A 23,030-nucleotide genomic window follows, 5' to 3' on the forward strand; every position below is an offset into this window, starting at 1 on the left:
CTATATCTGGCGTGGTCATCGCTGGCAAGACAACGATATCTCGTAGGTAAAGCACTAAAGCCATGCAAATTTTGCATGAAAGCTATGCACACACGGGCTATCCGAATCGTCATAGTTCCGTCATAAGGAACGCCACGCCGCGAATTGCAATAGCAAGAACAATAAAGGAAACGGGATGCGAGATTTCGTTGACGGCACCGCGTACAACAATGAACAGGGCAACCGAGCACGCAAGCTCTTTGCCGCTGTTGTTTTGGCCGCGCTGGATGACGCCATTGCCGATGATAAAAAATATGGCAACGGCCCTGAACAAATTGCCCGCTGGGCACGCTCACGCGATGGGCGCGAAGTCCTCAGCTGTGCTGGCATTGACCCGAACGAACGGGTTGTCGGCGGGTTGATGGATTTTGTCGGACGTGGGGTTCGGACCTCCGTTGCCCTGTCGCGCGAAGAAAGCGAACGGCGCAATGCAGCCCAGGCAGAAGCTGCCTGAAGCTAAACTTGGCCATGGCCCAGAAGGGCCGGGACAGACCAACGATCTATAGAAAGACGCGTCCTGGGGGGCGCGTTTTTCTTTTGTGCACTACCCTTTGCAGCGCCTCTCCCCGCGCCCAGGCCCAGGGCAGCTGTCGCGCAGGTGCCACTTTGGGGCGTAAATTTCCGCCCCCCACCCCGCCAATGCGCTAGCCTGATCAAAAAGGGCTTTTCCTCTGTCGCCCAATCGGCAATCACAGGTCAAACCACAGCACAGGCAGGAGAACCCCAATGGTGGCACGCGCACTCATGATTCAGGGCACCGGCAGCAATGTTGGCAAATCCATGCTTGTGGCGGGTCTTGCCCGCGCTTTTCATCGGCGCGGCCTGAAGGTGGCACCTTTCAAGGCGCAGAACATGTCCAACAATGCCGCCGTCACCCCAGAAGGCGGAGAAATCGGCCGGGCCCAGGCGCTGCAGGCGCGGGCTGCAGGGCGCGCACCACATGTGGATATGAACCCGGTGCTGCTGAAACCCGAAACGGATACCGGCGCCCAGGTGATCGTTCAGGGCAAGCGGCGCGGCAGTCAGGCTGCGGGCTCTTTCATGCGCGACAAGACCGGCCTGATGGAGGCGGCCCTGGACAGCTATCACCGGCTGGCCAAGGGGGTTGATCTGGTGCTGATCGAGGGCGCTGGATCGCCTGCGGAAACCAATCTGCGCCGGGGCGACATTGCCAATATGGGATTTGCCTGCGCGGTGCAGGCGCCGGTGGTGCTGGTCGGGGATATCCACCGTGGCGGAGTAATTGCCCAGATCGTCGGCACCCAGGCGGTGCTGGACCAGCAGGACCGCGACCGCATTGTTGGCTTTGCCGTAAATCGCTTTCGCGGCGATATCAGCCTGTTTGACGCCGGGCGCGATGACATCGCCCGACGTACCGGCTGGCCATCACTGGGGGTGGTGCCTTGGTTCTGGGAGGCCTGGAAACTGCCCGCCGAAGACATGATGGATATCGTCTCGACCAAGGGCGGCGCCTGCAAGGTCGTCGTGCCCCAGCTGGAACGGATGGCAAACTTTGATGATCTCGATCCGCTGGCGGTAGAGCCAGAAGTGACGGTTGAAATTGTCCCCGCGGGCAAAGCGCTGCCGGGGGATGCGGATCTGGTGCTGATACCGGGCAGCAAATCCACCATCGCCGATCTGGCCTATCTACGCGCCCAGGGTTGGGACATCGACATTCTGGCCCATCACCGGCGCGGCGGCCATGTGCTCGGGCTCTGTGGTGGCTATCAGATGCTGGGCCAGACCATCGACGATCCGCATGGGGTCGAGGGGCGGCCAGACAAGGTTGCCGGGCTGGGGCTGCTGGATGTGCATACGGTGATGGCCGAGAGCAAACGCGTCACCCTGACCGAGGCCGAAAGCCTGGGCGGTGGCCTGTTTGAGGCCGGGCTGCCAGTCAGCGGCTATGAAATTCACATGGGGCGCACCACCGGCGCCGACTGCGCCCGCGCCTGGCTTCAGGTCGGCGACCGACGCGAGGGCGCCGCCTCACCCGATGGGCGGGTACTGGGGTCATATCTACATGGGTTGTTCAGCTCTGATCGCTTTCGCGGCCAGTATCTGGCCGGACTGGGCCACAGCAGCCAGACCCCCTATGACGAAGGCGTTGAAACCACGCTTGACGCGCTGGCCAACCATCTGGAGCAGCATATGGATCTGGACCAACTGCTGGCCTTGGCAACAGAGATCCCGTCACCGGATCCCACCCCAAATCTGACAGTATAGCCCCCACGAGGCACCAAATACGGGCACAGATGGGTGCTGCGACCTAACAGCCATCGACATGGAATCTAGCGGATTTGGCAGGCGGGGGCGACATGCCGATAGCATACGGAGGCCTATAGGCTTTGATTTCGCATGTCTTAAATGCGCTAGATCAGATCCTGCGCCGCGAGGGCACGTTGGATTTCGCGGCGTACCAATTTGCGCACATTGCGGGTAATCCGCTCGCCGAGCGCCCCCTGCAGCTCGCTTCGGACAATTTCTGCCACCATTTCGCGCAGGCTGTCTTCGTCCAGGTAGCGATCATCCCCGGCACCCTGCTCCAACAGGTCCAGAGTTTCGCGGGTCACCGCGTCCTGCACCAGATCTGCCGCATCCAGAGGCTCTTGCTCAGCCGGTTCATCTGCAATTGATGCAGGCGCGGTCTCGGCTGCGTCCTCTGCAGGCGCGACAATGTCGTCCTGCCATTCCAGCGTTTCGATATTGGTGCCGGCATAGGGATCCCTGGAATCGCCATCAGGCTCCCACTGGTCCTGCGCCCGCGCCACCTTGGCCTCAAGCTCGGCAATCTTTTGCACCACAGCCGAAACCCGTTCGCTGCCATCCAGCTCCGGCGTCAGTTGCACCTCTGAAGGTTGGCGCGCAGCATCCGGGCTGGCAGGCGCATCCGCGCCGTGCAGAGTCTCTTGCGGGGCGGCAAAGGGATCTGCTGCACCAAACAGAGTTGCCCCCGGCTCCTGCCAGGGGGCAGTGTCATCCGGGGTTTCCATCTCGGCATCGGCGACCACGGTCTCTGGCGGTTCTGCCTCTGAAGTCGCTGCCTGCGCCGCCTCGGCAATCTCCGCTGTCAGTCCTGGCAGCGGACCATCCTTGACGTCCCTATTGGTCTGAAAACTCAACACCTCGGCTGGATCAAGCTCCGGCTGTGCATCCAGTACGATAGCCGCTTCATCTTGCAGGGGGGGAACTGCGTCCTGTTCTGCGGCAGCGGGGGCGTCTTCCGGTGCGCTCTCGGCCACCCGCAAAGCAGGCGTCAGAACCAACCGCGACTTTGGCGTTGCCGCCGCGCTCGCAGGTGGGGCCACGCGCCCATCTTCGCTCACCAAACGGCGGATAGAGGAGAGCACATCTTCGATTTCAGCCTGCGTTACAGGATCGGACATAGTATTTAAACCACTCTAGCCTTTACGCGAGTGTAGCTGCCCCGCTGCACACGCACAACATTTCTGCTGCCTTTTAGTTTTTTCCCAGGGCCCGCAGCACACGATCCAGATCGCGGCTTTGTTGGCTGACCTGGGCTGGCGCACTTTTGACCAGGTTATAATACAGCGTTGGGTCGTAGATTTCGACAGCCAGGCCAAGGTGTTCAGCCGTCAAAAGCCCCTGCGCCTGCAACAGGGCATAGGCAGCGGTCGCCTGGTTGGCCCGCGACTGTACCCGCGAGGTCAGCGCATTCAGCAAATCCTGTTCCGCCTGCAACACATCCAGCGTGGTACGCGCACCCAGGGTGGCCTCTTCGCGAATCCCGTCAAAGGCGACCTGCGCCGCCCGCACACTTTCGTTAGAGGACACAAGGCTGGCCGAGGCGGCCTCAAGCGTGACATAGGCCGCTGCGACATCCTGGGTCACGGCCCGCTGTACGGTGATCAACTGGCCGCGCGCCGCATCGCCAGAGGCCATGCTGGAACGCAGGGCCGAAGCCAGCGCACCGCCGGCATAGATTGGCTGGGTCAAGGTGATGCTGGCACCAGATGTATCAGAGTCAGCCGTCGAGGAAAGCCCGAGGGTGGTGCTGACATCCGCACTAAACCTGACGTTTGGGCCAAGCCCCTTGCGCGCGGCTTCAACACTATAATCAGCTGCCTTAACCGAATGCTGCTGCGCCAGAAGGCTGGGGTGATTGCGGTTGGCGATGGCTTCGGCAGAGGACAAAGAGGCCACCCGCTTAGGCAAAGGGGGCGCGCCGGCAACAGTCCCGATGGGGTTGCCAACCGCCTCAACATAGGAGGCTTTGGCTTCCAGCAGATTACCACGGCTTTCAATCAGATTGGCCTGGGCCGAAGCAAGGCGGCTCTGCGCCAAGGCAACATCGGTGCGGGTGACTTCGCCAACTTCAAAGCGATCCTGCGAGGCCTTCAGCTCTTCTTGCAGCAAACGCAGGTTGTTGCCCTGAAGCCGCACGATTTCATTTTGCAGCAACACGTTCACATAGGCCTGCACCGCATTGAACAGCACCTGTTGTTCAATGTTGATCAGACTTTGCCGAGTGGCCAGAACAGTTTGCTGCGCAGCCAACTGTCGAAGGCGCGTCGCGCCGCCATCAAACAACAGCAGGCTCAAGTTCAGTCCCGTGCTCAGCTCATCGTTCGTAATGTCGCGGGCTGAAAGCCCCGTATCGCTGTTTCGGTGACTGGCAGTGATCGTCCAGTTGATAATCGGGCGCAGCCCGGCAACGGCGGCAGCGACGTTTTCGTCCTGCACCCGCAGCAAAGCCCGGTTTTGTTCCAGCAAGCCGCTGGATTTATAAGCGCCAATCAGTGCGTCTGACAGATTATCCGCGCTGGCGGCTTTTGGCAGTGTGAAGGCAAGCGCCGCAGTGCCTGCGAATACAAAAGCCTTAAACAAACTTGCCAAATTCTTCTTGTACATCGGTAACCCTATTCGTTTGCCGCGCCGCCAGCCGCGGGAAGATTATTATGTATCAGGCCCCACATTCAGCCGGACCTAGCATATCATTGCAACGCCCCCGAACCAAAGCCCCCCTAAAGCGCGAAGGCCGCAGCCCGTTCAAACCCTGGCATGACCGGCGCAGTTGCGTTGAATTCAAAGCGCCAGGAAATCTGATCGCCCTGTTTATATCCCACCTTCACCTCGCCCAGGGCTCCGGTCATGAAGATGACGGCAATGCGACCGCCGTCTTTCAGCTGCGCCAGAAACTGGTCGGGCAGGACTTCGACGCCGCCCTGCACCAGGATAACATCATAGGGGCCATGTTCGGCAGCGCCCTCGGTCAGCGGGCCGACATGGACGATGGCATTATCAGCGCCCGCCTCTGCAAGCTGCGACTGGGCCTCACCGGACATTTCTTCATCTTCTTCGACGCCGATCACCATCTGCGCCATCTGGGCGGCGACGGCGGTGGAATAGCCCAGCCCGCAACCCACATCGAGCACCAGTTCATTCCGCTGGATATCAAGCGCGTCCAGCATTTTCGAAAGCGTGCGCACCTCGATCAATGCGCGCCCGGCCCCAAGATCCATGTTGCGGTCCGCATAGGCGGCTTCGCGTTGTGCATCGGGAACAAAATCTTCGCGCGCAACAGCCAGCAGCGCCTCGATGATCGGGTATTTGGTCACATCCGAAGGGCGGACCTGGGTGTCAACCATCATGCGGCGACGTTCGGCAAAGTCGGTCATATGCTAAACTCTTTTGTTCAGTCTGTTTGCGGGATATTGTGCCATATCACAGCATCTACAGCAACGACGCATAACCTCGCGCAGCGGCAAAAAGCAGGTCCTGTTGCACTGAGAGCTATTTCTTCTTCACGAATTTGGTCAAAATAACAATTCTTTGGCCCTCAACGCGGCCCTCGATGTGCTCGGGATTGTCCTGCACCAGAGAGATGCCCCGCACCGCGGTACCGCGCTTGGCGGTAAAGCCTGCGCCCTTGACGGGCAGATCCTTGATCAACACCACATTGTCGCCAGCCGCAAGCGGCGCGCCGTTGCTGTCAACATGGCCACCAGCCGCCACCTGGTTGTCCACCCAGGCACGGGTCTCATCCTCCAGCCAGAGCTGTTCTGCCAGATCGCGGGCCCAGTCGTGCTCTGCCAGCCGGGCCAAGAGCCGCGCGGCCAGAACCTGCACTGCGGGCTCTGACGACCACATGGACGCCCCCAGGCAGCGCCAATGCGCCGCATCCAGATCGCCGTCGATCTGCGTCTGACAGGTGGCGCAGATCTGCACCCCTGCATCCTCGGGGCCGCCCGGGACAGCATAAAAACGGGTCTCTTGCGCGGCAGAACACAGATCACAAACCGGGGAAGCTGGTGTGGCGGCGGACATGGCGGGGCTCCGGAAAAAGGAAATAAGGTTAGGTTGCCCTCGCCTTAGCGGCTTCTTCCATGGAAGAAAAGCCTCGCGGGCCTCTCGCGGGCCTACAGGGCAGCTGCCACCGCCCAGGCAAAGCCCCCGCGCGAGCGCCGACAATACGTCGCCCTCTGCCCCCCTCGACACAGGCCATCCTGTGCTCCACATGACGACGGGCAACCGGGCGCTATTCGGCGCAGGTGCTGCAAAAGCGGGTCGACGGCACCGAATCCAGCAACTGGCCGCCAATCTCTTCACCGCAAATCTGGCAATACCCGTAAGTGCCTTCCTGCAAGCGGGCCAGAGCGGCATCAATCTGGTGCAACTCATCCGCATACTGGTCACCCAAAGGCCTACCTGGATAAAGCAACAGATCAGGCAGTACCCCACCCTGCTGTCGCGCGCCAGAAAAGACCTGTGCGGCCTCTTTCGCCGGTACCGTCAGCGCCCGGCGACGCGCCTCCAGTATCGCTTTTTGTGCTGAATAGCTCATCCCCGACCCTCCCAAATCAGTGACCTGCCCCGATCCTACCATAGGTTAGGGACAGGCAGTTCACGACGTGAAAAATGAGGGAAGATCAGCAAAAACTTGCGACAATTTCGCGAAGACCGCTTGCGCAACGCATAAAATCACAACCACATGCGTGAATTTCAGACAATCTAGAAATAGCTACAGCGGCCACGACAAAACAAAGGACAGCGGCGAACCCAGGGTGGGCGCAAAGCGCCCTACCCCCGGACGGCGTTCAGCTATCCATCTTGAGCGCCGAGATAAACGCTTCCTGCGGAATGTCGACCTTGCCGAACTGGCGCATCTTTTTCTTACCCTTCTTCTGCTTTTCCAGCAGCTTTTTCTTCCGGGTTGCGTCGCCACCGTAGCATTTGGCGGTCACGTCTTTGCGCATCGCAGACAGGGTTTCGCGGGCAATCACCTTGCCACCAATCGCCGCCTGGATCGGGATCTTGAACATATGGCGCGGGATCAGATCTTTCAGCTTTTCAACCATGGCGCGGCCACGGGCCTCGGCACGGTCGCGGTGCACCATCATCGACAAGGCATCGACGGGTTCATCATTCACCAGCACCGACATCTTGACCAGGTTGTCCTGCTGGTAGCCGGTCATCTGGTAATCAAAGGAGGCATAGCCCTTGGTCACCGATTTCAGCCGGTCATAGAAATCAAACACCACCTCGTTCAGTGGCAGATCATAGACCGCCATGGCGCGGCTGCCTGCATAGGTCAGATCCAGCTGGATGCCGCGACGATCCTGGCAGAGCTTCAGCACATCGCCAAGATATTCATCCGGCACCAGGATGGTCGCCTTGATGCGCGGCTCTTCCAGGTGATCAACAATGGTCAGGTCCGGCATATCGGCGGGGTTGTGCAGCTCTACCATGCTGCCATCACGCATATAGACGTGATAAACCACCGAAGGCGCGGTGGTGATCAGATCAATGTCATACTCGCGCTCGACCCGGTCGCGGATCACTTCCAGGTGCAAAAGGCCAAGGAAGCCACAGCGGAAGCCGAAGCCCAGCGCCGCCGAGGTTTCCATCTCAAAGCTGAAAGACGCGTCATTCAGCGCCAGCTTGTCGATGGCATCGCGCAGATCTTCAAATTCGGAACTATCAACTGGGAACAAGCCACAGAACACTACCGGCTGCGCAGGCTTAAAGCCTGGCAAAGCATCTTCGGTGCCTTTTTTCTCATGGGTGATGGTGTCGCCTACCCGGGTATCGCGCACCTGTTTGATAGAGGCGGTCAGAAAGCCGATCTCGCCGGGGCCGAGTTCGTCAATCACCGTCATGGCCGGGCGGAAGACGCCGATGCGATCCACATGGTGCGTAGAGCCATTGGAGAGCATCTTGATCCGCTCACCCTTTTTCAACACCCCGTCCATGATCCGCACCAGAACGATCACGCCAAGATAGGCGTCATACCAGCTGTCCACCAGCATCGCCTTTAGCGGCGCGTCGCGGGTGCCCGTCGGTGCAGGCAGTTCATTGACGATGGCTTCCAGTGTTTCGTGGATGCCCTGGCCTGTCTTGGCCGAAACCCGAATGGCGCCGGTGGCCTCGATGCCGATGACATCTTCAATCTGCTCTGCCACCCGGTCACAGTCCGAGGCCGGAAGGTCGATCTTGTTCAGCACCGGCACGATCTCGTGGTCGGCCTCCATCGCGTGATAGACATTGGCCAATGTCTGCGCCTCAACCCCTTGCGTGCTGTCGACCACCAGCAAAGAGCCTTCAACCGCACGCATCGAGCGCGAGACCTCGTAAGCAAAGTCGACGTGACCAGGGGTGTCGATCAGGTTCAGCACGTATTGCTCGCCATCGTCCGCCTTGTAGTCAATGCGCACCGTATTGGCCTTGATGGTGATGCCGCGCTCGCGCTCGATATCCATCGAGTCCAAGAGCTGCGCCTTCATATCACGCACCTCCACAGTGCCCGTCTCTTGGATGAGCCGGTCAGCGAGAGTGGATTTGCCATGGTCGATATGGGCGACGATGGAGAAATTGCGGATTTTGGCGAGATCTGTCATGCAAGTGGATATGATTTGGTTTCTTGTCCTGGTCAAGCGCGCGTCTATGCTGCGATGAAGTTATTTATCTAAATCGGCAGTCAAAGGCGTATTGAGCTTGGCAGATGTGGACAAATGCAAAAATTTGGCCCCGCTGGATGTCTGGCCAATGCCGCAAGATGAAAGCATCAGCCGCGCAATCACCACCCGCGCCACACTGCACGCCAGCGTCATATCCGCGCAGACGCAACAAACGGGTGTTTTGTCGAGTATCGAAAATGCCTGTCGCAACGAAGAACGGCGCGAAAGTCTTCGACCGCAATGAGATCAAGACGGCACGCCTGGTACACGTGGACGGTACGGCACTCCATCTACTTTTTATGCCATTGCGCAAGTTTGCCTGCGTATTTTGGGTTTGCTTTAGTCCAACAAAGGTCAGCGCCTGACCACGGGTGGGGGCGAAGCACCCTCCGGTGGTGAAGGTCGGGCGTTGACCGGGGGGCCTCCGGTCAAAACCTCAGCTGATCGCACCCCACCTCTTTGAGGAAACATGGCGTCGCACCTGCCCAGGGTCAGGCACGCCCCACACCGGTTCCCAACCCAGTCCCGAACCCGGCAAGATGTTGCGCATTTGTAAAGCGAATTTAACCACGATTGAAACTTACCCCGCGCTTCGCCATATTCCCGCAAAACCGGGCACGGGATCCGGGGTAAACACACGAGGGACATTTGATGAGATTGCTGCCCACCTGCCTGCGTCCTGCAGGGCTTTGTGCCGTATTGGCTGCTCAGGTTCTTACTGCGCAGATCGTGTTTGTACAGCCCGCCCAGGCCGGTGCGATCGAACGGGCCTGCCGCAGCTCTGACCGGCTCGCCGCCAGCCCGGCCCTGTGCAACTGCATCCAGAAGGTGGCCAACCAGCAGCTCTCCTCTTCCGAGCGGCGCACTGTGTCCAAATGGTTTGCCGACCCGCATCAGGCCCAGGTGGTGCGCCAGTCCAGCAATAAGCGCGACGAACAGCTCTGGCTGCGCTACAAGGTTTTTGGTGACACCGCCGCCAAGACCTGCGGCTAAGGCACCAGTCCGCCCCTTCCCCAATACACACCGATTGAACAGGTCGGCCAGACAGGCAGATCAGACAGGCCCGGCCTGCCCCCAGGCGGCAGCGACAGACCGCGACGCGGGATGATTTCAGAAACTCAAAGCCGACACCAATACGGCCCCTTCCCTCCGCATCCGGGCTTTCAACCCTCGTCAGATGCGACCTTGGGGGGGAATAGCCGGGGGATTGGCACCCTTGACCCACCAGCAAGCGCTGGAGGAAACTATCGTCAGGCAAACATTTTTTTCAGGAGCGCGGGCATGTTGATCAAGGGGGTCACCCTTCGAGGGTTAGAGGTTTTTGAAACCCTGGCCAAGACCGGCTCGGTTGCGCAGACCGCCGATGTGACGGGCCTCAGCCAGCCTGCGGTCAGCCAACAGCTGCGCAACCTTGAAAAAGCTCTGGGAACAGAGCTGGTCGATCACAGCCGCCGCCCCATGGTGCCAACCTCTGCCGGGCGGAACTTTCTGGCCCGGACCCATGCGGTTTTGTCCGAACTGCGACTGGCACAGAGCGAGCTGTCAATGATGGATCTGAGCCACCTGCCAGAGCTGTCGATTGGTCTGATTGATGACTTTGACAACGATCTCACCCCCCGTCTGGTGACGTCCCTCGCCGAGAGCTTGACTGAATGCCGGTTCAAGATGATCACCGCCTCCAGCCATGACATCCTGCGCGCCATCGAAGCCGGGGAGCTTCATCTGGCGATCACCGCCACCACCGGCGCCCCGCAAGGCGGGCTGATAGAATTCCCGCTGGTGCGCGATCCCTTTATTCTGGTGGCCCCCAAGGGCTATTACCCCACACCCAAGGTCACCGCAGAGCAGCTCGGTCGGCTGCCATTTCTGCGCTATGCTGCCGACCAGCTGATTTCGCAGCAAATCGAAGCCCTGGTCCAGGATCGCACACAGGCGCTAGAGCAGGAACAAGCCTTTGAAAATCGGTTTGAAATTGGATCACACCTGGCGCTGATGGCCATGGTAGCGCGCCGTATCGGCTGGGCGGTGACAACGCCACTGGGCTATATGCGTGCGGCGCGGTTCCACGATGAAATCGACGCCTTTCCGCTGCCCTTCGGCCCCTCTGACGGGCTTTCTGCACGCAAGATATCGCTCTTTGCCGGCAAGGACTGGGCCGATCAATTGCCCCGCACTGTGGCGCAGACAACCCAGGGCTTGATCAAGCGGCAGATGGTGGCCCCCGCCATCGCCCGCCTGCCCTGGCTGGCGCAGGACTTCCGGCTGCTGGACGAATTGCTGTAACCTCGCGCCTCGGTTTGCCCTGCCGGGTCCCTCAAGCGCGATACAGAGGAAGGCCGCACGGTCGCGCCGCCTCCCTCTCTGCCTTGCGGCTTAGTTCGTGTGCTTCATATGGCCACCCTGACCGGGCTTGCGTTCCAGATCCACAGGGATTTCGATGCTGATCTCACCGGCGTTCTGAAACACCAGCGTGAGGGGGACCACATCGCCATGCTCCAGCGTTTCGGTCAAGCCCATGAACATCACATGGTCACCGCCGCGTTGCAGCAGATGGCTGCCCTCAGCCGGGATGGCAAAGCCATCCTCTACATGCACCATCTTCATGATGCCATCGCCGCTTTCCATATGGGTGTGCAGTTCAACCCGCTTGGCCACGTCAGAGCGCACCGCAAGCAGCTGATCTGCTTCGGAGCTCATATTCATGATGTTCATAAAGGCAGCCCCGCTAGTGGCCATCTTGGTAGAGACGCGGGCATATTGGTCCTGCACCATGATCTTGGCGCCCTCGGCAGAGGCAGCACCAGCAAGCGACACGGCGGCAACCGCCGCAAACAAAACGGATTTCAGGGACATCTCTGTCTCCTTTCTCAAGTTACTGAAATTGTAGGTGTAATTCTGGCTGTTGGATCGTCAGACAGCGACGGGAGGCGCCCGTGCCGTTGCGGTCAGCTTGGGCCGATGACGCAGGCGCAGGCTCACCCAGCTGCGATCATAGGCCTGCCCGGCATAGGACGGCAGGGCCAGAGCATCCGGCGCAGGGATAGCATCCAACAGATGCATCACGCAGTCCGGGCAATAATGCGGCGGCTGGGTCGGTTGCCCCTGATCGTCGATATAGATGGTCACGGGGCCGCTGCCGGAACAGATCACCATCTGGCCACTGGCATCCCGCGCCCCCTGCGCAGCGGCAGAGGCATGCCCCGTCAGGGTCACCACCAAGGCCAGAACAAGGGCCAAAGATATCCGCAGGAGATGTGCCATGCCCAAGCATATGCCCCCACCCGGCAGGGGCTGCAAGTTGTAAATAAAATGTGCATATAACGGCAAAACGTCGCGTATCCGCAAAGATACACGACGTTTTAAATCACATGCGCTGGTACGGGACCAGACGCGCCAGAGATCAGGCCTCTACGGACTGCGCCTTGGCGATTTCTTTTTTCACTTTCAGCGCGCTGTTGGACAGTTCTTCATCCTTGGCTTTCGCCAGGAAGGCGTCCAGGCCACCGCGGTGATCAACGGTGCGCAGAGCTGCAGCAGAGATCTTCAGCTTGATGCCGCGACCCAGCGTCTCGGACTGCAGGGTGACATCGTTCAGGTTGGGCAGAAACCGGCGACGAGTTCTGTTTTTAGCATGGCTGACATTGTTGCCAGTCATCGGGCCTTTTCCGGTCAGTTCGCAACGGCGCGACATAGGTTCATCCTTCGTATCTGGGGCAGTATCCGAGGGCAGTCCTCGAATCATCTACCATATCTCAAAGGGCGCAGCCATTGGCGACGCCCGAAAACTGGTTGGATGCGTTTAGGAGGAATCGCCGCAGGGGTCAAGCCATATGACGGCGTTTTGTGGCAACCCTCCGATGAAATGGCAAAACCCACCCCAACCCGTGATTTTCAACAGCGCTATAGGGGCTTTTATCCCCCTTGACGAGTCTTCTTTGCCTTTCGTATCAACCTGCCCTCGCCGCGCGAAACCGCTAGGCCGAGACCCCCAGCCCCTTGAGCAGATCCTGCGCTGCCACGGTGGGCGACATGCCCCCTGCGGCCACCTGATCCGACAGCTCTGCCATGCGTTCGCGCGCCCAGGGGGTTTGCAACCGTGCCAACAGCGCCTGGCGCACATCCTCGCCAAACCAATAGCGCGCCTGCTCGGCCCGCGTTCGGTCCCAGTGGCCCTGCTCTCGCCGCCAGGTCACCAAGGCCTGCATCTCTTGCCAGGCGCTTTCCAACCCAGCCTCTTGCAGGGCGGAAACCGTCTGCGCCTTGGGAAAACCTGTTGGATCCTGTGGCCGTTTGCGCAGCAGGCGCAGGGCACCAGAATAATCAGCGCAGGTACGCATGGCTGCCGATTTCAAATCGCCATCGGCCTTGTTCACCAGAATGATATCGGCCATTTCCATGATGCCCCGCTTGACGCCCTGCAGCTCATCCCCGCCGGCCGGTGCCAGCAGCAGCAAGAACAGATCCGACATCTGCGCCACAACCGTTTCCGATTGCCCCACCCCCACGGTTTCTACCAGCACCACATCAAAGCCAGCCGCCTCGCATAGGGCCACCGCCTCGCGGGTGCGCCGCGCGACGCCACCCAGGTTGGTCTGGCTGGGCGATGGCCGGATGAAGGCGGCTTTTTCGCGGCTCAGGTGTTCCATCCGGGTTTTATCGCCCAGGATGGATCCGCCGGTCCGGGCGGAACTGGGATCCACCGCCAGCACCGCCACCCGCAACCCCTGCGCCACCAGCATCATGCCAAAACTTTCGATAAAAGTGGATTTCCCCACCCCTGGCGTGCCCGACAGGCCGATGCGCAGCGCCTGTCGCCCGGATTTCGCCAACCGCTCCAGCAGCTCTGTTGCGGCGGCGCGGTGATCTTCGCGCCCGCTTTCAACCAGCGTGATGGCCCGCGCCAGCGCCCGGCGATCTCCCTCAAGGATTTTCTCACTCAACGCGGCGATCTGCATGCCCGGTCTCCCGTTATTCGTCAGGTCTTGAAATTTCTCCGCCCTTCTTGACGCAGCCGCGAACCCCTTGTCCAGAGCCAAGCTGGCGCAGGCCAGGTACAGGTCGGCCCCTGCTGGGTCTGCACAACAGCTCGGCTCTGGACCCCGGCAGGCGCTTTGGCGATAAGCAGGGCATGACACAGCCTTCAATCCCTCGCCTTCCCATTGATGACGCGCTGCCAGCGCTGATCGACGCCCTGAAACAGCACCGCCGCGCCGTGCTTCAGGCGCCGCCTGGGGCCGGGAAGACAACGAAGGTGCCGCTGGCCATACGCGCAGCGGGCTTGACGGATCAGCGGATCCTGATGCTGGAACCCCGCCGTTTGGCCGCCCGTGCCGCTGCCGAACGCATGGCCGAAACCCTGGAAGAGCCGGTTGGTCAAACCGTCGGCTACCGTATTCGCGGCGCGGCCAAGATCAGCACAGCCACTCGTATCGAAGTGGTCACCGAGGGCATCCTCACCCGGATGCTGCAATCGGACCCCGACCTACCCGGCGTCGGCGCGGTGATCTTTGATGAATTTCACGAACGCTCCCTCAATGCTGATCTTGGCCTCGCCTTCTGTCTAGAGGTAGCAGGCGCCCTACGCGACGATCTGATCCTGCTGGCCATGTCTGCCACCCTTGATGCCGCCCCGGTGGCCGAGCTGATGCAGGCACCACTTGTCACCTCCGAGGGGCGCAGCTTTGCGGTTGAAACCCGCTGGCTTGATCGCCCGCTGGCCCCGCAGGTGCGACGCCTGGATGCGCTGTGCGATCTGGTGGTGCGGGCTGAAGCCGATAGCCGCGATACCGCCCGGGGCGCCCAGATGGGCGGCGGCATCCTGGTCTTCCTGCCCGGCGAGGGCGAAATCCGCCGCGCCGCCAAAAACCTGGAAGGCCGCCTGCCCGGCGATTGTCTGATCCAGCCACTGTTTGGATCGCTGCCCTTTGCGGAACAACAGGCGGCCATCCGCCCCGCGACATCCGGGCGCAAGATTGTATTGGCGACCTCAATCGCCGAAACCTCGCTGACCATTCAGGACATCCGCGTTGTCGTCGATATGGGCCAGGCGCGGCGGGCCCGGTTTGATCCTGGCTCTGGCATGTCGCGGCTGATCACCGAAAAGGTCACCCGCGCCGAGGCCACCCAGCGGCAGGGCCGGGCTGGCCGGGTGGCCCCCGGCACCGCCTATCGATTGTGGACCAAGGGCGAGGAAGGCGCGCTGGCGGCCTTCCCACCGCCGGAAATCGCCTCGGCGGATCTGACCGGGCTGGCGCTGGAACTGGCTCTTTGGGGCGCTGCGCCTGACGATCTTGCCTTTCTCACCCCGCCGCCCAGCGGCTCCATGGCAGAGGCCCGCAGGCTGTTGCAGATGCTGGGGGCCTTGGATCAGCAGACCAGGATGACCCATCACGGCAAGGCACTGGCCAAACTGCCGCTCCATCCCCGTCTGGGCCATATGCTGTTGCGCGCCGGTCCCAAAGCCGCCGAGCTGGCAGCGCTTTTGGCAGAGCGCGACCCGCTGCGTGGTGCCCCAACCGATCTGGCGTTGCGCCTTGAAGCGTTGAAAAACCCCAAGGGCTTTCAGCGCAACCGCTCCTATCAGCTCTTCCATCCAGTGGTTGAGCGCATTCGCAGCGAAACGCGACGCTTGCAAAAACATGGAGATTCGGCTCCAAAAGACCGGGTCCATCTCTCGTCGGCGGCGATGGCTGCCCTGGCTTATCCCGATCGCGTCGGGCAGCGCCGCAAGGGGGATCAGCCGCGCTATGTGCTCTCGGGCGGCAAGGGCGTTGTGCTTGATCCCGGCGACCCGCTTGCTGCCGCGCCCTTCATCGTGGCACTGGATACCGATGGCAACCCGCGTGAAGCCCGCGTGCGCATGGCCTGCCAGATAACGCTCGGGGAAATCCGCGCGCTCTTTGCCGATCAGATCGAATGGCAGGACAATTGCCACTGGTCCAAACGCGATCGCCGGGTGATCACCCGCCAGCAGGAACGCTTTGGCGCCATTGCCCTGGATGACCGACTCTGGAAAGACGCCCCGGCAGACCAGGTGGCCACGGCCATGCTAGAGGGCGTGGGGGATCTGGGCCTGCGGCTGGACGGCGCCGCCGCACGGCTGGCCGCACGGGTTGAATTGCTGCGCGCCGATGGCCATGACCTGCCCGATTTTTCCATGCCCGGCCTGATGGAAAACCTGGAAAGCTGGCTGCTACCAATGCTGGGCGGGGTAAAAACAGCCGCTGCCTGGAAACAATTCGACCTGCTGCCCGCTCTGCGCGCCGCGCTCAACTGGGAACAGACCCAACTGTTGGACCGCGAGGCACCGGGCAGTTTCACCACGCCGCTGGGCCGCAAGATCCCGATCACCTATGGCGCCGAGGCACCGGAAATTTCGGTCCGCCTGCAGGAACTGTTTGGCGTCACCCGACATCCCAGCGTCGGCGGTGTGCCCCTCAAGATCACGCTCCTGTCTCCGGCCCAGCGCCCGATCCAGATCACCCGCGATCTGCCGGGGTTCTGGACTGGCTCCTACGCCGATGTGCGCAAGGACATGCGCGCACAATACCCGCGCCACCCCTGGCCCGAGGATCCCACCCGCGAAGACCCAACCCTGCGGGCAAAAAAGCGCCGATGATACCAGGACAACTCTGCCAAATGAGGGGGCTTTGCCCCCTCGCGTCCAAGACGCTCACCCCCAGGATATTTCTGGCCAAATGAAAACTGCTGCCTCTTCATTTGGCCTCAAATATCCCGGAGCGCGAGGCAGAGCCTCGCATCAAAAGACCAGCGTGCAACATATGAAGCAATTCACCGCTCTGTCAGGATCGCAAGGCTGGCAAACCAATCCCGGTCGCCTCAAAGCCCCCATCGGCAGCCAGGATCTGGCCGGTGATGAAACTAGCCTTGTCAGACAGCAGAAAATTGATAGCCGCGGCAATTTCATCTTCTGAGCCATAGCGATTCAGCGGCAGCGCATCGTGGTAGGCCGCAATGATCTCGGGGCTGTGGACCGCCATGGCGAGCTTTGTCGCCACCGGCCCCGGCGCAACGCCATTGACGCGAATACCCAATTCTCCCAGTTCCACCGCCTGCTGCAGAGTCAACTGCGCCAGCGCCGCCTTTGACGTGCCATAGGCGACCCGCAGTGTGCTGGCCCGCAGACCAGAGATTGAGGTGATATTGACCACCGCCCCACCACCATCAGCCGCGAGCAAATCGGTAAAGGCCTGCGTAATCAGAAAGGGGCCGTCCAGATTGGTCTCCATCACCCGGCGCCAGCGTTCAAATGTCGTTTCGCGGATCGGGCCAAAATCTGCCACGCCTGCGTTATTGACCAAACCATCCAAACGGCCAAACTGTGCCGTGACCTCGGCAACCGCCCCCGCCACATCCTGTGGCTTGGAGACATCGCCCTCAATCACCAGCGCCTCTGGCAACTGGGCCGCCGCCTTTGCCAGCTCTGGCCCGTCCCAGTCCATCAGCGCGACCTGCCATCCTGCCTCTTGCAGCCCCCGCGCCGTGGCCAGGCCAATTCCGCGCGCCGCGCCTGTAATCAGTGCTGTTTTCATCATTTTGCCCATTCAAAACCCTAGTCCCGTCACTGAGCCCGCCAGCCTTTGCAGAGTCAACCCAGCCCTTGCAAAGTCATCATGACCCCGCCCTGTCCCCCAGGCATGCCCCCCCAGATCGGCAAGAGCGGCACTGCCTTTTTGCGGCGGCAGCGCCACACAACATGTAAATGGGCTGTACTTTAACCTGTTGAAGGGTTGTACTTTATCCACGAAGCCCTAATTTAAAGGCAGTTAAGGAAAACGCAGCGGCGGTGATGTATCTCACTCACCAGCACAGTTGCCAAAAAAAGTCACGATTAAGGCAGTTCAAGATGAGCAACATTTTCGCCCAGGCTTGGGAAGAAATGATCAAGCCTATTCTGTTTCGCCCCAAGCGCGTTCAGGTTGCTGCCCTGTGCCACCGGACAACCAGCAGCGAAACCGAAGTCCTGATGATCACCAGTCGCGGCACCGGACGCTGGATCCTGCCCAAGGGCTGGCCAATCAACGGCAAAGATGGCGGTGAGTCCGCCCTTCAGGAAGCCTGGGAAGAGGCTGGCGTACAAAACGGCCGTGTCGAAGGCGCGCCCATTGGTGCCTTCAGCTATGAAAAAGAGTTGAAGACAGGCCTGCCGATCCCGGTTCAGACCTATGTCTATACAGTTGGCGACGTAGAGCTGTCAGATACCTACCCCGAGTCACACCAACGGCAGCGCAAATGGTTTTCTGCGCAAGAGGCTGCAAATCTGGTACGCGAACCCGAGCTGCAGGAAATCCTGCGTCAATTGTAACACGCGCGCGACATTTTTATGACAGCTAAGCTTGCCCCATCCGGCGGGCTCACTTAGTGCGTCCCCAAACTGCCTGCCAAAGGGACGATCATCTTGAGCACCCCATCAAACGACGCCAATCACCACGAAACGCTTGACCGGGACTTGCACCGGTTTTCGCACCTTGAATCCGCAACCCAATATGTCGCCCGCCCCATGGTCGCCCCCGGTATCGCCCTGGTGTTCATGGTTCTGGCCGGCCTTGGGGCTGCCATGCTCTTTGGGGGTAGCCAGACCAATCTGATCGTGGTGGCTGCTGCAGTCTTTGGCGCCTATATGGCGATCAATATCGGCGCCAATGACGTGGCAAACAACATGGGGCCGGCAGTGGGCGCCAATGCGCTCACCATGGGCGGCGCCATCGTCATCGCCGCCGTATTCGAAAGCGCCGGCGCGCTTCTGGCGGGCGGCGACGTGGTCTCCACCATCTCCAAGGGCATCATCGACCCGCAGGTGGTCGCCACCTCGGAAATTTTCATCTGGGCCATGATGGCCGCGCTGGTCTCTTCGGCGCTTTGGGTCAACCTTGCCACCTGGATTGGGGCGCCAGTCTCCACCACACATTCGGTTGTTGGCGGCGTCATGGGCGCAGGTATTGCCGCAGCAGGCTTTGCCGCGGTGAACTGGGCAACCATGGGCAAGATCGCGGCCAGCTGGGTGATTTCACCACTTCTGGGCGGTCTTGTCGCCGCCCTGTTCCTGGCCTTGATCAAAGCAAAGATCATCTATCAGGACGACAAAATTGCCGCCGCGCGGCGCTGGGTGCCGGTTCTGGTCGGCATCATGGCTGGCGCCTTTGCCTCTTATCTGGCTCTTAAAGGTCTGAAACGTATCGTCAAGATTGACCTGCAGACGGCTTTGTTGATCGGTGCAATGATTGGGGCGCTGGCCTATGTCATCACCGCCCCGCTGATCCGGCGCCAGTCCGAGGGCATGGAGAACCGCAACAAATCCCTGAAGGTTTTGTTCCGGATCCCGCTGGTCATTTCCGCCGCGCTGCTGTCCTTTGCCCATGGGGCCAATGATGTGGCCAATGCGGTTGGCCCGCTGGCCGCCATCGTACATGCCTCCGAGTTTGGCGACTTTGCCTCCAAGGTGGCGATCCCCACCTGGGTCATGGTTATTGGCGCCTTTGGGATTTCCTTTGGTCTGTTCCTGTTTGGCCCCAAGCTGATCCGCATGGTCGGCAGCCAGATCACCAAGCTGAACCCGATGCGCGCCTTCTGCGTGTCGCTCTCGGCTGCGATCACGGTGATTGTCGCCAGCTGGCTGGGGCTGCCGGTTTCCTCGACCCATATTGCGGTTGGGGCTGTCTTTGGGGTTGGCTTCTTCCGCGAATGGCATCACGAGCGCCGCTCGCGTCAATCCGCCGTGGGCCGCCCGGTAGAAAAACGCATCGCCCCTGAAGAACGCCGCCGCCGCAAGTTGGTCCGGCGCAGCCACTTTATGACCATTGCCGCCGCCTGGGTGATAACCGTTCCGGCTGCCGCGCTGCTTTCCGGCTGTATTTACCTGCTGCTGGCAACAGTCACCCACTAGAAGGCTGCCCCGCCACCCCGGCAGGGTCACCGAATGCCCTGCCGACGGGTCCAAAACACCCCTCCCCGACTAGCGCTACATGCAGCGCCTTGGGGGGGGGCGGTCATGCAGCAACGCTTAGCCGCGCCAAAACCTCTGCCGTGGGCACCACCGCGCCAAAACCCGCCGCTAGACCTGAAAGCGTGACCTCAAGCACCAGATGCGCATCAATGTCTCCGCCGTTTCGCGCGGGCATCGCAAAGGCGATCAGCGCATCTTCGACCACCTCGATCTGAAAACCAAGATTGGCCGCCGAACGGGCCGTGGAATTGACGCAAAACGCCGCCACCCCGCCCACGATAACCAGATTGGTAATCCCCTCGGCCTCTAGCGTGGCAGCCAACCCGGTGCCAACGAACCCCGAAGACCCGGTTTTCCAGAACAGCGTTTCACTGGGCAGCGGCTGCGCACAGGGCATTGGCTGACCAGAGGCCAGATCCCGGCGAAATTTACTCTCGGGGCGCGGATCATCATGCAGCACATGTAGCACCGGTAACCCAGCCCCACGAAAGCCCGCGAGCAGGCTTGCGACATTGTCTTCGGCATCTGGGTTGGCGCGTGGACGTCCCGCAGCGGTGGCATTTGCCATTTCCATCTGCATATCGACCACCAATAGCGCGCAATTTGACCCCATGGCCTGATCTGTTGTTTGTGTCAAAATAATCCCCCGCGCAGGTTGTGCTGCGCGAGGGTTGCAGAAATTTTCCGCGTTTACCAGCCGCAGGCCCCGCCCAGGCGGGGGCACAGGCAGTTCAGAGGCCCAGACACCAGCGCATGATGGCTTTTTGGGCGTGCAGCCGGTTTTCGGCCTCGTCAAAGATGACCGACTGCGGGCCATCCATCACCGAAGAGGTCACCTCTTCTTCGCGATGGGCGGGCAGGCAATGCATGAAAAGCGCATCCTCCTTTGCATGGGCCATCAGCGCGTCATTGATCTGATAGGGGCGCAGCATGTTGTGCCGCCGCTCTTTTGAGGACTGGCTGTCGTGCATGCTGACCCAGGTATCGGCCACCACCAGATCGGCGCCAGCTACCGCCTTGACCGCATCCCGTTCAATCACCACCTTGCTGCCCGCCCTGCGCGCAAGGCCGACAAATTCCTCCTCTGGATCCAGCTGTGCCGGGCCGGTGAAGGTCAGGTCAAAGCCAAACTGCGCCGCCGCATGCAGGAAAGACGCACAGACATTATTGCCGTCTCCCGCCCAGACCACCTTCTTGCCCTTAATCGGGCCGCGGTGTTCTTCATAGGTCTGGATATCGGCCATGATCTGGCAAGGATGGGTGCGATCGGTCAGCCCGTTGATCACCGGCACCGTGGCATATTCCGCCATTTCGGTCAGCACGGTTTCGTCAAAGGTACGGATCATGATCAGATCGACATAACGCGACATCACCCGCGCTGTATCCGCAATGGTTTCACCATGGCCCAGCTGCATATCCTTGCCCGACAGAACCATGCTCTGGCCGCCCATCTGGCGCACCCCCACGTCAAAGGAAATGCGCGTCCGGGTTGATGGTTTTTCAAAGATCAGCGCCACCATCTGGCCAGCCAGGGGCAGCTCGTCGTCCAGCATGCCCTTGGGGCGCCCCTGGCGCGCCTGTTTCATCGCCTTGGCCTGGTCGATAATGCCATGTAGATCGGCGGCACTGGTTTTGTGAATATCAAGAAAGTGGTTCATGGGGTATTCGCTTTTCATATCAGCCCCACAGGCGGTTGCCTGCGAACGGGGAAAGGTAAGATTGGAAATTCAGGCGCTTGCCACCTGGGTGGCGGCCCTGTCCAGACGGGCAATGGCTTCACTGATCTCGTCGTCGCTCACGGTGAGTGGCGGCAACAGACGGATGACATTATCGGCGGCCGGCACGGTGATCACCTCATTGTCGTAGCCTGCCTGCACGACATCCATGTTCGCAGCCTTGCATTTCAGCCCCAGCATCAGCCCGGCGCCGCGCAGCTCTTCGAACACATCCGGGTGGGCGGCAACCAGGCCTTCCAGTTTTTGCTGAAACAGGCCCGCGCGCCGGTTCACATCCGCAAGGAAGCCCGGCGCCATCACCTCTTCGACTACCGCGCAGCCAACGGCACAGCCCAAGGGGTTACCGCCGTAGGTGGATCCATGGGTGCCCGCAGTCATGCCAGACGCGGCCTCTTCCGTGGCCAGCACCGCGCCCAGGGGAAAGCCGCCGCCAATGCCCTTGGCCACCATCATGATATCGGGCGTGACCCCGGCCCATTCATGGGCAAAGAATTTACCGCTCCGCCCGACACCGCATTGCACCTCGTCCAGGATCAGCAGAATGCCTGCCGCATCGCAGATCTGGCGCAGCGCCTTCAGCTCGGCATCCGGCAGCGGGCGAATGCCGCCCTCGCCCTGTATCGGTTCGATCAGAACCGCAGCGGTTTGATCGCTGATGGCATTTGTCAGGCCATCCATATCGCCAAAGGTGAGATGCACAAAGCCCGGCAGCAGCGGGCCAAAGCCCTTGACCATCTTTTCCGTGCCTGCCGCTGCAATACCCGCAGAAGAACGACCGTGGAACGACCCGTCAAAGGTAATGATCTCCACCCGCTCTGGCTGGTCTTTGTCATAGAAATACTTGCGCGCCATCTTGACGGCCAATTCACAGGCCTCGGTGCCGGAATTGGTGAAGAACACCGTATCGGCAAATGTGTGCTCCACCAGCAGATCGGCCAACTTTTCCTGCTGCGGGATCCGGTAGAGGTTGGAAACATGCCAGAGGTTCTGCGCCTGGGTGGTCAGCACATCAACCAGCTTTGGATGCGCATGGCCCAGCGCGTTCACCGCAATCCCAGAGCCGAGATCCAGGAATCGGCGTCCATCCGCCTCAAACAGCCAGGAACCTTCGCCTTTGACAAACTCCAACGGAGCGCGATTGTAGGTGGGCAGTACGGACGGGATCATCGGGATCATCCTTTTTCACAGGTTGCGGCCAAAGCAGTGCATGAGCTGGGCCAAGGGGTCAAGAAAGAGAGAATGGTTTTGTGCCAATGCACCGCAAAAGCGGCCAGGCCATAGGTCAAAGTGGTCGAATTACGCCAGTCGGCGTCGACGTCGCAACAAAGGGATATGCGTGGCTTTGATCATAAGTCAGCTCCATATCGGAGGATT

The 23,030-nt window shown here is 60.6% G+C and carries 21 protein-coding genes; 7 read left to right on the top strand and 14 right to left on the bottom strand.

Translation table 11 applies throughout. The annotated features are described in order from the left end of the window. Positions 1-175: 175 nt before the first annotated feature. Together ACN0VH_RS13020 and ACN0VH_RS13025 are read left to right on the top strand one after the other, a co-directional pair. Positions 176-493 carry a DUF6280 family protein gene (locus ACN0VH_RS13020; RefSeq protein ID WP_009811619.1) on the top strand — a complete coding sequence of 106 codons (318 nt, stop codon included), beginning with the start codon at positions 176-178 and terminating at the stop codon, positions 491-493. 272 nt (positions 494-765) lie between these two features. Next, positions 766-2,265 carry a cobyric acid synthase gene (locus tag ACN0VH_RS13025; protein ID WP_417700828.1) on the top strand — a complete coding sequence of 500 codons (1,500 nt, stop codon included), beginning with the start codon at positions 766-768 and terminating at the stop codon, positions 2,263-2,265. A gap of 146 nt (positions 2,266-2,411) precedes the next feature. On the opposite strand, the gene ACN0VH_RS13030 is transcribed toward ACN0VH_RS13025, so the two are convergent. The 6 genes from ACN0VH_RS13030 to lepA all read right to left on the bottom strand — a co-directional run bounded on the left by ACN0VH_RS13030 (position 2,412) and on the right by lepA (position 8,897). Beyond that, positions 2,412-3,425 (bottom strand): hypothetical protein, encoded by a 1,014-nt coding sequence (locus tag ACN0VH_RS13030; RefSeq protein ID WP_417700829.1) that lies wholly within the window; start codon positions 3,423-3,425, stop codon positions 2,412-2,414. A 73-nt stretch (positions 3,426-3,498) separates the two neighbouring features. Beyond that, the gene (locus ACN0VH_RS13035) at positions 3,499-4,911 is read right to left on the bottom strand and encodes a TolC family outer membrane protein (protein WP_278922978.1); all 1,413 of its coding nucleotides are present in this window, start codon (positions 4,909-4,911) and stop codon (positions 3,499-3,501) included. A gap of 113 nt (positions 4,912-5,024) precedes the next feature. After that, entirely contained in the window at positions 5,025-5,678 is a 654-nt protein-coding gene (locus tag ACN0VH_RS13040) for a protein-L-isoaspartate O-methyltransferase family protein (protein WP_417700830.1), read from the bottom strand. Between the two features lie 115 nt (positions 5,679-5,793). Further along, a complete protein-coding gene (locus tag ACN0VH_RS13045; protein WP_417700831.1) occupies positions 5,794-6,327 on the bottom strand; it encodes a PhnA domain-containing protein in 534 nt (177 codons plus the stop codon). A 211-nt stretch (positions 6,328-6,538) separates the two neighbouring features. Beyond that, on the bottom strand, positions 6,539-6,844 hold the full coding sequence (locus tag ACN0VH_RS13050) for a TraR/DksA family transcriptional regulator (protein WP_278922981.1): 306 nt from the start codon (positions 6,842-6,844) through the stop codon (positions 6,539-6,541). A gap of 253 nt (positions 6,845-7,097) precedes the next feature. After that, positions 7,098-8,897, bottom strand: coding sequence for a translation elongation factor 4 (lepA, locus tag ACN0VH_RS13055; protein WP_278922982.1), 1,800 nt, complete (start codon positions 8,895-8,897; stop codon positions 7,098-7,100). A 711-nt stretch (positions 8,898-9,608) separates the two neighbouring features. Between lepA and ACN0VH_RS13060 the strand changes: the two genes are divergently transcribed. Both ACN0VH_RS13060 and ACN0VH_RS13065 read left to right on the top strand, forming a co-directional pair. Further along, positions 9,609-9,950: a hypothetical protein gene (locus tag ACN0VH_RS13060; protein WP_417700832.1), complete on the top strand. Its 342-nt coding sequence runs from the start codon at positions 9,609-9,611 to the stop codon at positions 9,948-9,950. 288 nt (positions 9,951-10,238) lie between these two features. Beyond that, positions 10,239-11,240, top strand: coding sequence for a LysR family transcriptional regulator (locus ACN0VH_RS13065; RefSeq protein WP_278922984.1), 1,002 nt, complete (start codon positions 10,239-10,241; stop codon positions 11,238-11,240). A 90-nt stretch (positions 11,241-11,330) separates the two neighbouring features. On the opposite strand, the gene ACN0VH_RS13070 is transcribed toward ACN0VH_RS13065, so the two are convergent. The 4 genes from ACN0VH_RS13070 to meaB all read right to left on the bottom strand — a co-directional run bounded on the left by ACN0VH_RS13070 (position 11,331) and on the right by meaB (position 13,912). Beyond that, positions 11,331-11,810 (bottom strand): copper chaperone PCu(A)C, encoded by a 480-nt coding sequence (locus ACN0VH_RS13070; RefSeq protein ID WP_417700833.1) that lies wholly within the window; start codon positions 11,808-11,810, stop codon positions 11,331-11,333. Between the two features lie 57 nt (positions 11,811-11,867). Then, positions 11,868-12,218 (bottom strand): DUF2946 family protein, encoded by a 351-nt coding sequence (locus ACN0VH_RS13075; RefSeq protein WP_417700834.1) that lies wholly within the window; start codon positions 12,216-12,218, stop codon positions 11,868-11,870. 139 nt (positions 12,219-12,357) lie between these two features. Continuing rightward, complete coding sequence (gene rpmB / locus ACN0VH_RS13080) at positions 12,358-12,648, bottom strand: 50S ribosomal protein L28 (RefSeq protein ID WP_232405101.1); 291 nt, start codon at positions 12,646-12,648, stop codon at positions 12,358-12,360. Between the two features lie 283 nt (positions 12,649-12,931). Beyond that, the gene (meaB, locus tag ACN0VH_RS13085) at positions 12,932-13,912 is read right to left on the bottom strand and encodes a methylmalonyl Co-A mutase-associated GTPase MeaB (RefSeq protein WP_278922988.1); all 981 of its coding nucleotides are present in this window, start codon (positions 13,910-13,912) and stop codon (positions 12,932-12,934) included. 188 nt (positions 13,913-14,100) lie between these two features. Here meaB and hrpB point away from each other — a divergent pair, with 188 nt between their 5' ends. Then, positions 14,101-16,575, top strand: a complete 2,475-nt coding sequence (gene hrpB, locus ACN0VH_RS13090) for an ATP-dependent helicase HrpB (RefSeq protein ID WP_417700924.1) — start codon at positions 14,101-14,103, stop codon at positions 16,573-16,575. A gap of 184 nt (positions 16,576-16,759) precedes the next feature. Here hrpB and ACN0VH_RS13095 read toward each other — a convergent pair whose 3' ends face one another. Continuing rightward, positions 16,760-17,509, bottom strand: a complete 750-nt coding sequence (locus ACN0VH_RS13095) for an SDR family NAD(P)-dependent oxidoreductase (protein ID WP_417700835.1) — start codon at positions 17,507-17,509, stop codon at positions 16,760-16,762. Positions 17,510-17,823: 314 nt separating this feature from the next. Here ACN0VH_RS13095 and ACN0VH_RS13100 point away from each other — a divergent pair, with 314 nt between their 5' ends. Both ACN0VH_RS13100 and ACN0VH_RS13105 read left to right on the top strand, forming a co-directional pair. Further along, positions 17,824-18,282, top strand: coding sequence for an NUDIX hydrolase (locus tag ACN0VH_RS13100; protein WP_278922989.1), 459 nt, complete (start codon positions 17,824-17,826; stop codon positions 18,280-18,282). 93 nt (positions 18,283-18,375) lie between these two features. After that, a complete protein-coding gene (locus ACN0VH_RS13105) occupies positions 18,376-19,860 on the top strand; it encodes an inorganic phosphate transporter (protein ID WP_278922990.1) in 1,485 nt (494 codons plus the stop codon). Between the two features lie 103 nt (positions 19,861-19,963). On the opposite strand, the gene ACN0VH_RS13110 is transcribed toward ACN0VH_RS13105, so the two are convergent. The 3 genes from ACN0VH_RS13110 to ACN0VH_RS13120 form a co-directional block, all read right to left on the bottom strand. Next, positions 19,964-20,557, bottom strand: a complete 594-nt coding sequence (locus ACN0VH_RS13110; RefSeq protein WP_417700836.1) for an isochorismatase family protein — start codon at positions 20,555-20,557, stop codon at positions 19,964-19,966. A gap of 94 nt (positions 20,558-20,651) precedes the next feature. Then, on the bottom strand, positions 20,652-21,578 hold the full coding sequence (argF, locus tag ACN0VH_RS13115; protein ID WP_278922992.1) for an ornithine carbamoyltransferase: 927 nt from the start codon (positions 21,576-21,578) through the stop codon (positions 20,652-20,654). A 69-nt stretch (positions 21,579-21,647) separates the two neighbouring features. Next, a complete protein-coding gene (locus ACN0VH_RS13120) occupies positions 21,648-22,823 on the bottom strand; it encodes an aspartate aminotransferase family protein (protein WP_278922993.1) in 1,176 nt (391 codons plus the stop codon). Positions 22,824-23,030: the final 207 nt, after the last annotated feature.

It is taken from the genome of Pseudophaeobacter sp. (assembly GCF_048267565.1).
GTDB lineage: Bacteria > Pseudomonadota > Alphaproteobacteria > Rhodobacterales > Rhodobacteraceae > Pseudophaeobacter > Pseudophaeobacter profundi.

Bases quoted from the DNA above. Each gene is read 5' to 3' on its own strand.
- ACN0VH_RS13020 (WP_009811619.1), top strand. From the start codon at position 176: ATGCGAGATTTCGTTGACGGCACCGCGTACAACAATGAACAGGGCAAC.
- ACN0VH_RS13025 (WP_417700828.1), top strand. From the start codon at position 766: ATGGTGGCACGCGCACTCATGATTCAGGGCACCGGCAGCAATGTTGGC.
- ACN0VH_RS13030 (WP_417700829.1), bottom strand. From the start codon at position 3,425: ATGTCCGATCCTGTAACGCAGGCTGAAATCGAAGATGTGCTCTCCTCT.
- ACN0VH_RS13035 (WP_278922978.1), bottom strand. From the start codon at position 4,911: ATGTACAAGAAGAATTTGGCAAGTTTGTTTAAGGCTTTTGTATTCGCA.
- ACN0VH_RS13040 (WP_417700830.1), bottom strand. From the start codon at position 5,678: ATGACCGACTTTGCCGAACGTCGCCGCATGATGGTTGACACCCAGGTC.
- ACN0VH_RS13045 (WP_417700831.1), bottom strand. From the start codon at position 6,327: ATGTCCGCCGCCACACCAGCTTCCCCGGTTTGTGATCTGTGTTCTGCC.
- ACN0VH_RS13050 (WP_278922981.1), bottom strand. From the start codon at position 6,844: ATGAGCTATTCAGCACAAAAAGCGATACTGGAGGCGCGTCGCCGGGCG.
- lepA (WP_278922982.1), bottom strand. From the start codon at position 8,897: ATGACAGATCTCGCCAAAATCCGCAATTTCTCCATCGTCGCCCATATC.
- ACN0VH_RS13060 (WP_417700832.1), top strand. From the start codon at position 9,609: ATGAGATTGCTGCCCACCTGCCTGCGTCCTGCAGGGCTTTGTGCCGTA.
- ACN0VH_RS13065 (WP_278922984.1), top strand. From the start codon at position 10,239: ATGTTGATCAAGGGGGTCACCCTTCGAGGGTTAGAGGTTTTTGAAACC.
- ACN0VH_RS13070 (WP_417700833.1), bottom strand. From the start codon at position 11,810: ATGTCCCTGAAATCCGTTTTGTTTGCGGCGGTTGCCGCCGTGTCGCTT.
- ACN0VH_RS13075 (WP_417700834.1), bottom strand. From the start codon at position 12,218: ATGGCACATCTCCTGCGGATATCTTTGGCCCTTGTTCTGGCCTTGGTG.
- rpmB (WP_232405101.1), bottom strand. From the start codon at position 12,648: ATGTCGCGCCGTTGCGAACTGACCGGAAAAGGCCCGATGACTGGCAAC.
- meaB (WP_278922988.1), bottom strand. From the start codon at position 13,912: ATGCAGATCGCCGCGTTGAGTGAGAAAATCCTTGAGGGAGATCGCCGG.
- ACN0VH_RS13095 (WP_417700835.1), bottom strand. From the start codon at position 17,509: ATGAAAACAGCACTGATTACAGGCGCGGCGCGCGGAATTGGCCTGGCC.
- ACN0VH_RS13100 (WP_278922989.1), top strand. From the start codon at position 17,824: ATGAGCAACATTTTCGCCCAGGCTTGGGAAGAAATGATCAAGCCTATT.
- argF (WP_278922992.1), bottom strand. From the start codon at position 21,578: ATGAACCACTTTCTTGATATTCACAAAACCAGTGCCGCCGATCTACAT.
- ACN0VH_RS13120 (WP_278922993.1), bottom strand. From the start codon at position 22,823: ATGATCCCGTCCGTACTGCCCACCTACAATCGCGCTCCGTTGGAGTTT.